Origin of the sequence: Streptomyces sp. NPDC008092, assembly GCF_042957285.1 — a bacterium.
Taxonomy (GTDB): Bacteria; Actinomycetota; Actinomycetes; order Streptomycetales; family Streptomycetaceae; genus Streptomyces.
Map to the genome: position 1 here is coordinate 413,436 of NZ_JBIBHY010000008.1, position 14,406 is coordinate 427,841.

General features: G+C 72.4%; 12 protein-coding genes. 8 read left to right on the forward strand and 4 right to left on the reverse strand.

Going from position 1 to position 14,406, the window contains the following annotated elements:
- Positions 1-32: 32 nt before the first annotated feature.
- Entirely contained in the window at positions 33-3,092 is a 3,060-nt protein-coding gene (locus ACFZB3_RS27380) for an FG-GAP-like repeat-containing protein (RefSeq protein WP_391379549.1), read from the reverse strand.
- A 597-nt stretch (positions 3,093-3,689) separates the two neighbouring features.
- On the opposite strand from ACFZB3_RS27380, the gene snpA reads away from it, so the two are divergent.
- Positions 3,690-4,484, forward strand: a complete 795-nt coding sequence (snpA, locus tag ACFZB3_RS27385) for a snapalysin (protein ID WP_391379551.1) — start codon at positions 3,690-3,692, stop codon at positions 4,482-4,484.
- A 148-nt stretch (positions 4,485-4,632) separates the two neighbouring features.
- On the opposite strand, the gene ACFZB3_RS27390 is transcribed toward snpA, so the two are convergent.
- Positions 4,633-5,655: a DNA-directed RNA polymerase subunit alpha gene (locus ACFZB3_RS27390; RefSeq protein WP_391379553.1), complete on the reverse strand. Its 1,023-nt coding sequence runs from the start codon at positions 5,653-5,655 to the stop codon at positions 4,633-4,635.
- Between the two features lie 207 nt (positions 5,656-5,862).
- Here ACFZB3_RS27390 and ACFZB3_RS27395 point away from each other — a divergent pair, with 207 nt between their 5' ends.
- The gene (locus ACFZB3_RS27395; RefSeq protein WP_391379555.1) at positions 5,863-6,084 is read left to right on the forward strand and encodes a hypothetical protein; all 222 of its coding nucleotides are present in this window, start codon (positions 5,863-5,865) and stop codon (positions 6,082-6,084) included.
- 38 nt (positions 6,085-6,122) lie between these two features.
- Here ACFZB3_RS27395 and ACFZB3_RS27400 read toward each other — a convergent pair whose 3' ends face one another.
- Entirely contained in the window at positions 6,123-6,968 is an 846-nt protein-coding gene (locus tag ACFZB3_RS27400) for a hypothetical protein (protein WP_391379557.1), read from the reverse strand.
- A gap of 153 nt (positions 6,969-7,121) precedes the next feature.
- Between ACFZB3_RS27400 and ACFZB3_RS27405 the strand changes: the two genes are divergently transcribed.
- Positions 7,122-7,907: a DUF6193 family natural product biosynthesis protein gene (locus ACFZB3_RS27405; RefSeq protein WP_391379558.1), complete on the forward strand. Its 786-nt coding sequence runs from the start codon at positions 7,122-7,124 to the stop codon at positions 7,905-7,907.
- A gap of 66 nt (positions 7,908-7,973) precedes the next feature.
- Here the strand turns inward: ACFZB3_RS27405 and ACFZB3_RS27410 are convergent, their stop codons facing one another.
- Positions 7,974-9,323, reverse strand: a complete 1,350-nt coding sequence (locus ACFZB3_RS27410) for a cytochrome P450 (protein WP_391379561.1) — start codon at positions 9,321-9,323, stop codon at positions 7,974-7,976.
- 306 nt (positions 9,324-9,629) lie between these two features.
- On the opposite strand from ACFZB3_RS27410, the gene ACFZB3_RS27415 reads away from it, so the two are divergent.
- From ACFZB3_RS27415 to ACFZB3_RS27435, 5 genes are all read left to right on the forward strand, one after another.
- Entirely contained in the window at positions 9,630-10,328 is a 699-nt protein-coding gene (locus tag ACFZB3_RS27415) for a sigma-70 family RNA polymerase sigma factor (RefSeq protein WP_391379816.1), read from the forward strand.
- Entirely contained in the window at positions 10,325-11,269 is a 945-nt protein-coding gene (locus ACFZB3_RS27420; RefSeq protein ID WP_391379563.1) for a CU044_5270 family protein, read from the forward strand. Before ACFZB3_RS27415 ends, ACFZB3_RS27420 begins: the two co-directional genes overlap by 4 nt.
- 261 nt (positions 11,270-11,530) lie before the next feature.
- The gene (locus tag ACFZB3_RS27425) at positions 11,531-12,661 is read left to right on the forward strand and encodes an MBL fold metallo-hydrolase (RefSeq protein ID WP_391379565.1); all 1,131 of its coding nucleotides are present in this window, start codon (positions 11,531-11,533) and stop codon (positions 12,659-12,661) included.
- A gap of 94 nt (positions 12,662-12,755) precedes the next feature.
- Positions 12,756-13,568: an alpha/beta fold hydrolase gene (locus ACFZB3_RS27430; RefSeq protein ID WP_391379568.1), complete on the forward strand. Its 813-nt coding sequence runs from the start codon at positions 12,756-12,758 to the stop codon at positions 13,566-13,568.
- The gene (locus ACFZB3_RS27435) at positions 13,565-14,386 is read left to right on the forward strand and encodes an SDR family NAD(P)-dependent oxidoreductase (RefSeq protein ID WP_391379570.1); all 822 of its coding nucleotides are present in this window, start codon (positions 13,565-13,567) and stop codon (positions 14,384-14,386) included. Before ACFZB3_RS27430 ends, ACFZB3_RS27435 begins: the two co-directional genes overlap by 4 nt.
- Positions 14,387-14,406: the final 20 nt, after the last annotated feature.

The following is a 14,406-nucleotide window of genomic DNA, read 5'->3' on the forward strand; positions in this document are numbered from 1 at the left end:
TACCCGACTCTTACCAAGGGGGAGGTGACCGGTCAGTACAGGGCCTTGTAGCCCTGCCATCCGGTGCCGATCCCGGTGCGGGCGCCGAAGGAGCCCTTGCCGTTGCCGTTGCTGCGCCACAGCCTGCCGGAGGTGTCGCGGGAGACGATGTCCGCCTTCCCGTCCCCGGTGATGTCGCCGACGCCCACCACGGCGTTGTAGGAGGCGCCCCAGTTCGTCAGCACCTTGACGCGGGCCGCGAACGTGCCGTCGCCCTTGCCGTTGTAGCGGTAGACGTTGTTGGACGTGTCCTGGGCCAGCAGGTCGGCCCTGCCGTCGCCGGTGATGTCACCGACTCCGACGATCTTCTTGTAGCCCTTCCAGTTGTCGTAGAGCTTCACGCGGGCGGAGAGCTTGCCGGTGCTCGTCCCCTTGTAGAGGTAGACCGCTCCGGTGGACGAGTTCCGCGCGATCAGGTCCGGACGCCCGTCACCGCTCACGTCACCCGGCGAGGTGAGCACGTTGTACTGCGTCCAGCCCGACGTGCCCAGCGTCGTGTACGGCGTGGCGGTCGTCAGGGCCTTGCCGCAGCCCGGCCGGTAGGCCCGCAGCGCACCGCTGCCGAGCCGCACGAGCACGTCGTTGCAGCGGTCGCCGTTCAGGTCCCCGAACGGCACCGCCGTGATCGAGGACGCCCATCCCGAGGCCGAGGTCTTCGTCGTGAACTTGCCCGCGCCGTCGCCGCGCTGGAAGGAGAGCACGCCCTTCGAGGTGAGCGTGAGCAGGTCTCCGATGCCGTCCGACCCGACGTGGTCGCGCCGCACCGCGGCACCACCGGTCAGCTTCAGCGAGCCGGAGGACGTCACCGGCGCACCGTGCCCGTCGGCCGGGGCCGCCGTCAGCGTCCAGGTGTACGTGCCGTTCGGCGCGTACCCGCCCGTCGACGTCCTGCCGTTCCAGGACGCGTGGACCGAGTCGTGCGCGGCGCCACCGGAGAGCGTGCGCACGGTGGCCCCGGTCGCCTTGTTCCGGACCGCCAGCGTCCACGACGCGGCCGGCCTGGACAGCCACCACGTGCCGTCCCACGAGGCCGACGGGTCGGCCAGGCCGACCGCGGAGTCCGTCCTCGCGCCCAGGACCGAGATGTCCGTGGCGGGGACGCCGGTGCGCAGGACGTGGATGTCCTGGGAGGCCGGGTCCACGTAGCCGACCAGGCCGGTGTACGGGTCGACGTCCCACTTTCCGGTCCCGGCCGCCAGGGTCCGGCTCACCGCGGAGCCGCTCGTGACGTCCGTGAGGGTCAGCGTCCCGGACGTGGCGTCACGGGTGACCAGGAAGCCGTCGCCCAGGCGCGGCTCCCCGTCGGTGGGCACGGCGATGAGCGTCTTCCTGCGGGTGTCGTACACGAAGGCCTTCCGCACGCTGCCCTGGCCGGAATCGCACGAGCCGGACCAGTACACCCAGCGTCCCACCGCCTGGAAGGCGCTCACGCCGCAGCCGCTGCCGGCCGCCCGGAACGACGTGATCGTGGTGCCCGAGGGCACCTCCGTGGCCGTGACCGTGCCGTCCGTGGCCGCCGTCCACAGCGCGTCCCCCCACAGGGCGGCGGGGACGGCACCGGCCGCGCCGGTACGGGTGAGCACGATCTTCCGGGTGTCCAGGTCCGCCACCACCAGGCCGTCCCCCGACGAGGTGGGCCCGCGCCAGACCGCGTACCGGCCCGCGACGCCCACGAGGCCGTGGTTGTCCTGGAGGCCGGAGGCCAGCACGGTGCCGGGAAGGGACTGGCCCCGGTCCAGGACGGAGACCTCTCCGGCCGTGTTGTGGATAACCGCCCGGCCGTCTCCCGTACCCCTCAGGTCGGGGCAGCTCCCGTAGTCCCCGTTCATGACCCCGCACCGCTGGGTCGCGCCCCGGTCCGTGCGCGTGCCCGGCGTCAGATCACCCGCCGTGAGCAGCGAGCGGCTGTAGAGGTGCGTCGCCGCGTCGCCGGACTCGTAGGTCGTCAGCTCGCCGCCGTTCAGATCGAGCGACTCGATCCCCATGGGCACGGCCGGCAGGTCCACGATCCGGCGGGCGCGGGGCAGACCGTCGGCGCCCGCCTCGATCCTGGCGATGCCGTAGTCCAGGGCGGACTCCCCGCCGGCGAGGACCAGACCGCCGTCGGGGGACCCGACGGCGGCGGGATCCGCCCGCTTGAACAGGGGCAGCTCCGCGGAGCCGTCGAAGGGCAGCGCCGACACGCTCCAGACGGAGCCGCTGCGTCGCGCGACGACGAGCGCGTCCCCGACGACGCCGAGGATCTTGTTGTCGACGGTGCGCGGGAACGCGACCTCGTGGGCGGGCGCGTCGTAGGCGCCCGTGGCGTACACCCGCACCCGGGAGGTGCCGTACCAGGTGGCCAGGTAGCCGGGTCCGACCACGGTGTCCGTGTTGGCCACCTGCGACGGCAGGAGCGTGGCGGCGCCGGTCGACATGTCCACCCAGGCGTAGTGGAGGACCCGGTCCGGGTCGAAGTAGCCGACGAGGAGGCCGGCGGCGGAGCCCTTGGGATAGATCGGGAAGACCGACCCCTCCGGGAGTCCGGTCACGGGCTGCTGCACCGTGCTGCCGTTCTCGTCGTGCAGCAGGAACAGCCGGGTCCGCTCCCCGCTCGACGGCGTGCCGGTCAGGACCGTGTGTCCGTACGTCTGCATGTAGCCCTGGTCCGCGGGGACGGCCACGGTCTCCGTCGTACCGGTTCCCATGTCGCGGAGCACGACCTGCCCGCCGCTGCTCTGGGACGGGCGAAGGGCGACGACGTCCGAACCGGTGCCGTACGCACCCGCGGTGCGCGGCGGGAGTCCCTCGCCGCCCTCGACCGGCGTCCGGCTGCCGTCGTAGCCGGTCCACCAGAGGCCCGAACTCCCGACCGTGGAGCGGTACTCCAGGAAGCCGGAGGCCCCCGCGCTCTGCAGGTACGCCGTGCGCGGAGTCGTGCGCATGGTGGCCGGAACGGTGATCCCGGTCGCCGGCTCCGCGTACGCGGGCGCCACCAGCGGCACGGCGGACACGGCGAGCGCCAGCCCCATGAACGTGACCAGGGAGCCACGCGCGAAGGTACGACGAGTCACTTGCTTCCCCTCCCCCGACGGAGGGCCCCTTCCCCCCGAACAAGCGGGCGGATACTAGCACTTGCGCAGGACGGACGGCCTTGCCGGACGGCGGCCCGGGCCGCCGTCCGAGCGACCGGCCGAGCGACCGGCCGAGCGGCGGCGACCTGGCGCATCGGGGCCGGTAAAGCACGAAATAAACGGAAGCTGATGTTCTATGACGTCTGTCACAGCGTCCTACCAATCAACCGGTGCGCTTAGTAGACACGGCACGGCAGACATTTAGGCATTTGTCCGTCTTGGCCCGGATGTGGAATCCGGCGCACCTCCCGGAATTCCGCCCGGCCCGCCCGCACGCCCACTGCCCTGCGCCACAAGGATTCTGACGCCGCGCCAGCTTCTCCTCCCGCCGCCGGGCGCGGACCGGCGGCCCGCGCACCGCTCCGGCGAGGTCCCGGGACCTACGAGGCGGCGTAGTGGCGGGACCCCTTTGCGCTCCCTGTGAAGCCGTCCTAAGAATGTCGACCCACAGGACGTCGCCGCAGTTCGGAACCGGTACGCACGCCGAGCCGACCGCACCGGGAGCCCGGCGTCACGGAGTGAGTAGGAGCCCCCCACATGAACTCGTCCCGAACGTCCGCGAGACCCCTCGCTCTCGGTCTCGCCCTCGGCCTGGGTCTGGCCTCCAGCGTGCTGGGCGCGGCGGTGCCGGCGAGCGCCCGGACGGCCGCCGGCCCGTCCGCCTCCGCCGGTACCCCCGTGGCGCGCTACGACGGGTCGGGTGACGAGGCCGCGAACAACAAGGCGTTCTTCGAGGCCGTGCTCAAGTCGGTCGCCGCGAAGCGCGCCGCCCAGCCCGACGCGCAGGCGGTGACGATCACCTACGACGACTCCCGGGCACCGAGCTTCCGTTCGCAGATAGCGAGCGCGGCGTCGATCTGGAACAGCTCCGAGTCGAACGTCAAGCTCAAGGAGGCGTCGAGCGGCGCCGACTTCTCCTACTACGAGGGCAACGACCAGCGCGGGTCCTACGCCTCCACCAACGGCCACGGCAGCGGCTACATCTTCATCGACTACACCCAGAGCCGGCAGTACGACTCGGTCCGCATCGTCGCCCACGAGACCGGGCACGTGCTGGGCCTGCAGGACGACTACAGCGGGCCGTGCAGCGAGCTGATGTCGGGCGGCGGCGCCGGCCCGTCCTGCACCAACCGCTACCCGGACACCGCCGAGCGCTCGCGCGTCGACCAGCTGTGGGGCACCGGAGCCGCACAGGCCCCGAGCGGCACGCAGCAGGCACCCAGCAGCACGGGGAACCAGACCGGCGGACAGCAGAGCACCGTGCCGCAGGTGCCGACGCTGATACCGGGCCAGGGACAGGTGCGTCTGATCCTCGGCCTGCCCTGGGGCTGAGGCCCCGGGCGTCCCGTCTCCTCCGACGGGCCGCCGAGGAGCCGGCGGGCCGCCGAAGATCCGGTGAGCCGCCGAGGAGCCGGGGGCGGTCGGCCGGTGTTCGTCACCGGCTGCCCGCCGCACGGCTCCCCGTGGCCCGCCGCATGGTTCAGTACTGCTCGGTCTCCATGAAGCCCGTGCTCCCGTTGTCGTCGGCGCCGAAGGCGTCGGCGGCAGCGGTCGGGTCGAATCCGGGCGGGCTGTCCTTCAGGGCCAGGCCCATGCCGGCCAGCTTCGCCTTGACCTCGTCGATGGACTTCGCACCGAAGTTGCGGATGTCCAGCAGGTCCGCTTCGGAGCGCGCCACCAGCTCACCCACCGAGTGGACGCCCTCACGCTTGAGGCAGTTGTAGGAGCGGACCGTGAGCTCCAGCTCCTCGATCGGCAGCGCCAGGTCGGCCGCCAGAGCCGAGTCCGTCGGGGACGGGCCCATGTCGATGCCCTCGGCGTCGATGTTCAGCTCGCGGGCGAGACCGAACAGCTCGACCAGGGTCTTGCCGGCCGAGGCCATGCCGTCACGCGGCCGCATCGCCTGCTTCGTCTCGACGTCGACGATCAGCTTGTCGAAGTCGGTGCGCTGCTCGACACGGGTCGCCTCGACCTTGTATGTGACCTTCAGCACAGGGCTGTAGATGGAGTCGACCGGAATACGGCCGATCTCCTGGCCCACCTGCTTGTTCTGCACGGCGGAGACGTAACCGCGGCCACGCTCGACCGTCAGCTCCATCTCCAGCTTGCCCTTGCCGTTGAGCGTGGCGAGGACCAGGTCGGGGTTGTGCACCTCGACACCGGCCGGAGGCGCGATGTCGGCGGCGGTGACCAGACCCGGACCCTGCTTGCGCAGGTACATCACGACCGGCTCGTCGTGCTCCGAGGAGACGACCAGCTGCTTGATGTTGAGGATCAGGTCGGTGACGTCCTCCTTGACGCCCGGCACGGTGGTGAACTCGTGCAGCACGCCGTCGATCCGGATCGACGTGACAGCCGCGCCGGGAATCGAGGACAGGAGGGTACGGCGGAGAGAGTTGCCGAGGGTGTAGCCGAAGCCCGGCTCCAGCGGCTCGATCACGAACCGGGACCGGAACTCGTCGACAACCTCTTCGGTCAACGAGGGACGCTGAGCGATCAGCACGGGGTATTGCCTCCAATATCTGGCGCCCACCATCTGACGCCGTCGTCCCCGAAGGGTACGGGTGCCGCGGCCTCCTACGAAGCCGAACCGCCCAGCCCCACCCGTCCGCGTACGGACGGGCCGGCGGGCGCACGGCTCCTGCCGGAGTGGAGTCCACCGTTCAGCGGGGTAGCCACGAGGGCGGTTCTTAGGCGCATACTGGGGTCGATGACAAAGCCCGCCGCTCCGAAGCGCCACTTGCCCACCAGCCCCTTCAAGGCCCCGGTCACGCCAGCCCCCAAGCACTTCGCCGTGGGCGACCAGGTCACCCACGACGTGTACGGCCTCGGCCGGGTCGTCGGCGTCGAGGACGGAACCGCGGCACTCGTGGATTTCGGCTCGAAGCAGATGCGGATCTCGAGCCCGTACAGCAAGATGACCAAGCTCTAGCACCGCGGTGCCGGTCACGGCACACCAGAACCCGCAGGTCAGAAGCGCGCCTCCGCTCCACCGGTGTCCAGGAACCGGTGGAGCGAGGCCGTCATGCCGGTCACGAAGCCGTCGCGGGTCCGGTCGTCGACCAGGTCGAGCGACAGGTAGGGGTTGAGGTCCTCCAGCTCGACCAGGAGCAGTTCACCCTCCCGGGTGCGGCAGGCGTCCACACGCTGTATGCCGTGGCCGAGGGTGTTCCAGTCGATGAAACGCCGGGCGAAGGCGAGATCGGCGTCGGTGGGCTCGTAGGGCTCCAGGACCCAGCGCCGGTCGGGGTCGGGGGCGTAGAGGGCGTACTGGAAGGCGTCGTCGACGTAGTAGAAGGACACCTCGTAGCGGAAGTCGATGCCCGGCTGGACCAGGATGTCGCCGTAGGAGAGGCCGCCGAGCCGGTCCTCGGACACGAAGGTAAGTCCGATGGAGTCCGCTCCGGCCTTCGGCTTGACCGCGTAGCGTTCGGCCTCGGGCAGCAGGTGCAGGTCCTGGGGCCGGTCGACGGTGGGGATGACCGGGTACCCGTCGGCCGTCAGGTCCAGCAGGTACTGCTTGCCGGCCATGTCACCACGCCCGGACAGCGGGTTGTAGACCCGGGTGCCCTGTGCGGCGGCCTTCTCCCGGAAGGCGTCGTAGTCCGCCTGGTAGTGCAGCACGGGGCCGCTGTTGCGCACCACGACCGCGTCGAAGGCGTGCATCAGCGCCGCGGCCTCCAGGGGGTGGCACAGGGCCAGGCCGAAGGTGTCGCGCAGCCGGGAGGTCAGGAAGATGTCCTCGTCGCAGTAGCGCCGTCCCCTGGCCTGGTAGGCGAGATCGGTCACGAACAGGAGGCTGGGGCGGACGGACACGGTGCATCTCCCTCTGTGGTGGCCATCAGCCTAGACAGGCGCGCGGGGCACGGCCGGGGCAGGTCGTGCCCGACGCCGCGGCCCGGCGCCGCGGCCCGACGCCGTCGCCGGGCAGGTCTGGGCATCCGCCACCGACCGGGCGATCATTCGGGGATGACCCAGCCTCAGCCCGCACGGCAGCCGCGCCGGCCCGATCCGTTGCTCTACCCCGACGTCGCGGCCGTCGGCAGCCTTGCCGCGGCGCTCGACGAGTGCGCCGCCCGGAACGGTCCGGCCGTGGGCGCGGTACGGGCCACCGGGGACGGGAGTCCGGTCACCGCCCGCGTGACCAGCCGGAGCCCCGGCCTCGACCAGCTCACCGTGCATCTGGGGTCCGCGGAGCGCGTCTTCCTCTTCGCCGGGTGGGGCCGCGGGGTGAATCTCACCAACGGCTCCACCACCGACCTCACCGAACTGGCGGCAGCCGCCGCGGCCTGGCAGCGCGGCGGCACTCTCGCCGAACTCCACGCGGCGGCACCGCTCCTGGTCTTCGGCGCCCTCGCCCGGGCCCACGAGCGTGGCCCCGGGCATGCCGTGGCGGAGAAGTGGCGCCGCTGTCTGGAGCCGCATCCGCACACGGACCCGGACCTGGTCCGCGCCGCCCACGCCGAGCCCAGGCTGCGGGTGCTCTTTCCCTTCACCAGCCACGGCAGCCTGTGCTTCAGCCGGTGTACGGGGTATCCGTACACCGGGGACGTCTCCGTGATCCAGCCGCTCGGCGCCGGCCGGTACGCGGTGCACCACCCCGGTGAGAGGTTCTCCGGAGAGCCGTCCCCCACGTACACGGCGCGGGAAGCGGCGGCACAGGTCGTCGCCCGCCTGCCCGGCACCTGGGGACCGGCGACCGCCGGAACGGCCCACGACCTGCCCGGCACCGGCCCGGATACGCACGGGCAGTAGGCCGAGGCGCCCGCGCCACGGGTCGGGCGACCGTGCGCACGGTCTCGCCCCGGACGCGGTCCCGGCTCAGGGACGATTCCGCGGACGGACGGTCATCCGCAGGCTCCGCGGCCGTACGGTGAGCCGCGCGACCTGGCGGATGACCTGGCCCTCGGACAGCTCCAGCCGTACCGAACGCAGCATCGTCGCAAGCGCCGTGACCATCTCGGTGAGGGCGAGACGGTCCCCCATGCACTTGTGCTTGCCGTCCCCGAAGGGCAGGAACGCGCCCGGCGGAGGCTCCTGCGCGGGGTCGGTCCACCGGTCCGGGTCGAAGGTGTGCGGGTCGGGGAAGCGCTCGGGGTCGCGGTGCAGGGCGTGCTGGCAGTAGGCCAGTTCGGTGCCGGCGGCCAGCGTCCAGCCGCCGAGCCGGGTCTCCTCGGTGGTACGGCGGGTGACCAGCCAGCCGGGGTGGTGCAGCCGCAGGGTCTCGGTGATCACCCGGTTCAGGTACGGCAGCCGGGTCACGTCGTCGAAGGCGACCGGGCGTTCGCCGACGACCTCGTCCAGCTCCGCCAGGATCCGGGCCTCGATGCCGGGGTGGCGGGCGAGTTCGTACAGGGCCCAGGACAGCACCGACGCGGTGGTCTCGGTGCCCGCCACGGCCAGGGTGAGGATCTCGGAGCAGATCTGATGCCCGGTCAGCGGCTCGCCGGTCTCCTCGTCGACGGCGCGCAGCAGCATGGAGAGCATGTCCCCGGTGTCGTGCCCGGAGGCCTGCAGTTCGTCGACGGCGGTGTTGATGGTGGCGCGTACGCCGGCCCGGGCCCGGTCGAAGCGGCGGTTGAAGGGCAGCGGCAGGCGCTCGGCCCAGTCCGGCAGCATGATGCGCACGCCGACGTCGTTCAACACCACCGACAGGTCGCTGCGCAGCCGGTGGAAGACGGCGTCGTCGAGGCTGCCGGCGAACACCGTCTTGGCCAGCATGTCCAGGCTGAGACCGACCATCGCCTCGCGTACGTCGAGGGTCCGCCCGGGCTGCCAGCCGGCGACCGTGGCCGTCACCTCGCCGCGCATGATGTCGACGTACCGGCTGATCTCGGTGTGGGCGAACGCCGGTTGCAGCTGGCGGCGTTTGCGTACGTGGTTCCGGCCGACGGCGGTGACGACGCTGTCGCCCAGCAGCTGGCCCAGCTTGTCGTAGAGCCGGCCCTTGTCGAGGCTGGGCCCCAGGGCCTTGAGCATCTGGTGGATCAGCGCCGGGTCCTGGACCACGATGGTGCGCGTCCCGGGCTGCAGGATGATCTCGACGAGCGGTTCCCGTGTCTCACGCAGCGAGTCGATGAAGCCGAGGTTGTCGCGCATCTTCAGAGCGTGGCCGATGAGAGGAAACGATCCGGCAGCTCGGGGTATGGGGGGAGGCGCAGTGGATGTCACAGGTCATCCCTTCACGGCAATCGTGGGCGCCCCTATGACTTCCCTGAGCTTTCCCCGATGCAATCCCGCCCTGAACGTGTCCTGTGCCACGCGCGACGGCCTGGTCGGAGACGAGCCGGCCGGACGGGCCGGGCCGCCCGGACCCGGCCGTCGCCTGCCTCCTCCGGCCCCGCCGGACCACGGACGGCGCGCCCTCCCCCTCCCCCTGCCCCGGCCCGCACCCCCTCCGTCCCGACGGCCTCCACGGGCCGCCGTGGTGTGATCGTCGCCACAGAGACGCCGGGTGCCGAGCGGACAGGGCTGGTCGTGGAACTTTCCCTGCGTGACCGGATACGCGCCGGCGATCCGGAAGCCTTCGCCGAACTCTTCGGCGCGCATGCCCAGGCCGTCTACGGTCATGCCGCCCGCCTGTCGGCGGACCGGGGCACCGCGGAGGACGTGGTGTCCCTGACCTTCCTGGAAGCCTGGCGGCTCCGGGAGAAGCTGAGGCCCGAAGCCGCCGCCCCGGACGAGGACACCGACGTGCCCGGCGGTGACGGTCTGCGCCCCTGGCTGTACGGCATCGCCACCAACGTCCTGCGCAACACGCGCCGCGCCGCCCGCCGGCACAGCGCCGCGCTCGCCCGGCTGCCCGGCCGCCCGGTGGACCGCGACACCCTGCCGGACTTCGCGGACGACCTCGTCGGCCGCATGGAGCAGGCCGAGCGGCTCGCCGCCGCGCGCACCGCGCTCGGCCGGCTGCGCAGAGCCGAACGTGAGGTGTTCGCCCTGTGCGTCTGGTCGGGACTGAGCTACGCGGCCGCGGGCGAGGCCCTCGGCGTGCCGACGAGCACCGTACGGTCGCGCCTCGCCCGGGCGCGGCAGCGGCTGCGGACCCTGTCGGAGGCGGAGTTGGCCCGGCGCACGCCACCCCTGCGGGAAGGGCCGGGACCCGGCCCGCGCACCGGACAGGTACCGGGTGGCCGTCCCGAGACGGCCCGGTCGACACAGGAGGAGCACCGATGAACCCCGAGACGCGCGAGGAACTGGCCGGGCTGCTGCCGAGCCCGGGCGAGCCGGTCCTCACGAGCGGCCGCCACGACCTGCTGAAGGACCATCTGATGAGGGAGCTCACCGGGCAGGCCCCGGAACTCCCGGCCGTCGGGACGGCACCCGGCCGGCGGGCGCGCACCCCCCGCCGCCGGTTCGCCGTCGTCGCCTTGCCCCTCGCCACGGCGGCGGCGGTCGTCGCCGCGGTACTCACCGGCGCCACCGGGTCCCGGAGCGCCACCACCGACGCGGACGCGGTCGCCCTCCTCGACCGCATCGCCGAGGTCGCCGCCGCGAAGCAGACCGCGCCCGTCCGGGACGACCAGTACGTCTACGTCCGCACGCAGAGCTCCATGAGGTTCGCGGAGGACGACATCCGGATCCTGCGCGAGTCGAGCTGGACCGCGGTCGACGGCAGGCGCGCCGGACTGCGCCGGGTCACGGTGCTGGTGGGGCCGCCGTTCCGGCCCCGGGACCCGTTCTCCTCCTATTCCAGGGGCACGCACGACATGAGGCTGAGCCCCGACCCGAACGTCCCCACGTTCCGTGAGCTTCGGACACTGCCCACCGACCCCGATGCGCTGCTGGAGAAGATCTACGCCGGCACGAAGGGGGAGGGGCGGACCAGGCGGAGCGCGGCGCTGGAGAAGATCGGCGACCTGCTGCCCGACGCCACGCTCCTGCCCGAACTGGACGCCGCGCTCTACCGCGCGGCCGCGAGGATCCCGGGCGTCTCGGTCGTCGCCGACGCCAAGGACCGCACCGGCCGCACCGGCATCGGCCTGAGCTTCGAGGAGCGCGACGGCCGCACCGTCTGGGTCTTCGACCGGAAGTCCCTCGCCTTCCTGGGCACGGCGGACGAGGCACTGCTGGCCGTCGGGGTCACGGACAAGGCAGGCGAGACGCCGGCCCCATGACCGTCTGCTCCCGGCGTGCGGTCCCGTCCCGCATGCGGTGCGGTCGGGCGACGGGCGGCCGCGGTGCTCCGCACCACCTGGTACCCCGGATCCGGCCGGTGCCCGCCACTGGGGTCGGCCCCCGGTGCGAACCGGCGGGGCGTCCTGGTGTGCTGAGGGGGATCGGGGTCCGCTCCTGCCGTCCGGGACGGGCCCCTGCCCCAGCCGGCCTCCGGGCCCGGCCCGGGCTCCCGCGCGCCCTTCCACGAGAGGATTGCTGTCATGGACCTGACAGGAAAGCACTCCGGTCGCCCGCCGTTCGACCGCCGCGGATTCCTGAAGGGCGCGGCCACGGCCCTGGCCGTCCCGGCCGCGGCGGGCATCGCCGACGGTGTCCTGGCCGGCACCGCACACGCCGGCCCGGCCCGCACCGACGCCACGGCCACCGACGCCACGGCCACGGACCTGCCCGACTTCGCGCCCGTCCCGGCCGCCGCGCTCGGCCCGGCCCCGAACGCGGACGGCTACCACCTGGGCCACATCGCCGGCCACCTCTACTGGGTCACCGACACCTACTACCAGGCGATGATCCTCAGCACCCGGCGCGGCATCGTCCTCGTCGACGCCCCGCCCACCATCGGCCACAACCTGCTGCGCGCGATCACCGAAATCACCCGCGCCAACGGCCGCCCCGCCAAGGTCACCCACCTGATCTACTCGCACTCCCACGCCGACCACATCGGTGCGGCAGGGCTGTTCGGACCGGACGTGATCCGGATCGCCCACGCCGAGACCGCCCGCCTCCTCGCCCGCGCCGCGGACCCCAACCGGCCACTGCCCACGGTGACCTTCCGGGACGGGCACCGGCTCGACGTCGGCGGCGAACACCTGCAACTGGACTACCACGGCCCCAACCACGCCCCCGACAACATCTTCGTCTGGGCCCCGGAATACGCCACGCTCATGCTCGTCGACGTGCTCTACCCGGGCTGGGTGCCGTTCAAGAACCTGGCGGTCTCCCAGGACATCCCGGACTGGATCAAGGCGCAGAGCATCGCCATGGACTACCCCTGGCAGACGTTCGTCGGCGGGCACCTCGGACGCCTCGGGGTCCGCGCCGACGGCGCGCTGCAGATCCGGTACATGGACGACCTGGACGCGAGCACCCGGGCCGCGATCGACTCCGTCGACCCGACGCCCTTCTTCGACAAGTACGGCGCGCAGGGCAACTCCTGGGCGGTCTTCAGGACCTTCCTGCAAGCGGTGGCCGAGACCGCCGCGGCACCGGTGACCGCGAAGTACACCGGGGTGCTGGCCGCCGCCGACGTGTTCACCGTGGAGAACGCGTGGACGCTGCTGGAGTCGCTGCGGATCGACGCCGGGATCCTGGGGCCGTTCGGCGTCCGCCCGTGAAGGACTGGGGTGTCACCACGGTTCGAGCGCGCCGGGAAGCGGGTTGTGTGAGCCACCGCAGGAACGACACGTCGCCACGCAGGAGGACCGAGTCATGACCGCCGCCCCGATCCCCGTCTACTTCATCCACGGGCTGTGGCTGCACAGCGCCTCCTGGCAGCCGTGGACCGACCTGTTCCGGCAGGAGGGCTACGACCCGTCCGCCCCCGGCTGGCCGGGCGACCCCGACACCGTGGCGGACGCCCGGGCGAACCCGGAGAGCATCGCCGACCACGGCATCGACGACGTCGTCGAGCACTACGCGGCGCTGATCGCCGAACTGCCCGCGCCGCCCGTCCTGATCGGCCACTCCTTCGGCGGCATGATCGCGCAGAAGCTGCTCGGCCAGGACCGCGCCGCCGCGGCCGTCGCGATCGACGCCGCGCAGATCAAGGGCGTGCTGCCGGTACCGCTCTCGGCGCTCCGGGCCACGCTCCCGGTGTTCAAGAACCCCGCCAACAAGCGCCGCGCGGTGTCCCTGACCGCCGAGCAGTTCCGGTTCGCCTTCGGCAACGCGATCTCCGAGGAGGAGTCCGCGGAGCTGTACGAGCGCTGGACCATCCCCGCCCCCGGCAAGCCGCTCTACGAGGCGGCCTCGGCCAACTTCAACCCGCACTCCCCGGCGAAGGTCGCCACCGACAACTCCGGGCGGGGCCCGCTGCTGCTGATCTCGGGCGGCAAGGACCACACCGTTCCCGAGACCGTCACCCGCGCCACCCTCAAGCAGTACCGGCACTCCGACGCCGTCACCGACATCATCGGCTTCCCCGACCGCGGGCACTCCCTGACCATCGACAGCGGCTGGCGCGAGGTCGCCGAGACGGTCCTGGAGTGGCTGGGCCGGCAGAACCTGGGGGCCGCGCGATGACGTCCGCCGCCTCCGGGCCCGCCGGCCTCGACCTCGGTCTGGCCGGGCAGAGCGCCGTGGTCACCGGGGCCGGGCGCGGCATCGGCCTGGCGGTCGTCGAGGCCCTGCTCGGCGCCGGCGCCCGCGTCGTCGCCGGTTCGAGGAGTCGTACCGACGGCCTCGACTCCCTGGTCAAGAACGGCGCCGAACTCACCGTCGTGGAGCTGGACCTGACCGAGCCCGACGCGCCGGCCGCGCTGGTGGCGGAGGCGGTCGCCACGTACGGCGGCGTCGACGTGCTGGTGAACAACGTCGGCGCGGTGCGCCCGCGGGTGGACGGCTTCCAGGCCGTCACCGACGCCGACTGGGACTGGGCGTTCACGATCAACTTCATGGCGGCCGTGCGGGCCACCCGTGCCGCGCTGCCCCACCTGATCGCGAGCGGCGACGGACGGATCGTCACCGTCTCCTCGGTCAACGCCCGCCTGCCCGATCCGCTGGTCATCGACTACAGCGCCGCCAAAGCGGCGCTGACCAACTTCTGCAAGGCCCTGTCCAAGCAGGTCGGGCCGGAGGGCGTCCGCGTCAACACGGTGAGTCCCGGGCCGGTCGAGACCGCGCTCTGGCAGGGCGCGGGCGGCGTCGCCGACACCGTCGGGCGCTCGCTCGGCGTCGATCCGGGCGAGGTGGCCCGCAACGCCGCCGGGGCGGCGGTCACCGGCCGGTTCAGCACCCCGGCCGAGGTCGCCGCCCTCGTGCTCCACCTGGCGAGCCGGCGCTCGGGGAACACCACCGGCGCGGACTTCGTGATCGACGGCGGCATGACCGACGCCCTCTGACAGGCACCGTCCGCCGGCCC

Coding starts and splice junctions, on each gene's coding strand:
- snpA (WP_391379551.1), top strand. CDS start 3,690: ATGAACTCGTCCCGAACGTCCGCGAGACCCCTCGCTCTCGGTCTCGCC.
- ACFZB3_RS27395 (WP_391379555.1), top strand. CDS start 5,863: ATGACAAAGCCCGCCGCTCCGAAGCGCCACTTGCCCACCAGCCCCTTC.
- ACFZB3_RS27405 (WP_391379558.1), top strand. CDS start 7,122: ATGACCCAGCCTCAGCCCGCACGGCAGCCGCGCCGGCCCGATCCGTTG.
- ACFZB3_RS27420 (WP_391379563.1), top strand. CDS start 10,325: ATGAACCCCGAGACGCGCGAGGAACTGGCCGGGCTGCTGCCGAGCCCG.
- ACFZB3_RS27425 (WP_391379565.1), top strand. CDS start 11,531: ATGGACCTGACAGGAAAGCACTCCGGTCGCCCGCCGTTCGACCGCCGC.
- ACFZB3_RS27430 (WP_391379568.1), top strand. CDS start 12,756: ATGACCGCCGCCCCGATCCCCGTCTACTTCATCCACGGGCTGTGGCTG.
- ACFZB3_RS27435 (WP_391379570.1), top strand. CDS start 13,565: ATGACGTCCGCCGCCTCCGGGCCCGCCGGCCTCGACCTCGGTCTGGCC.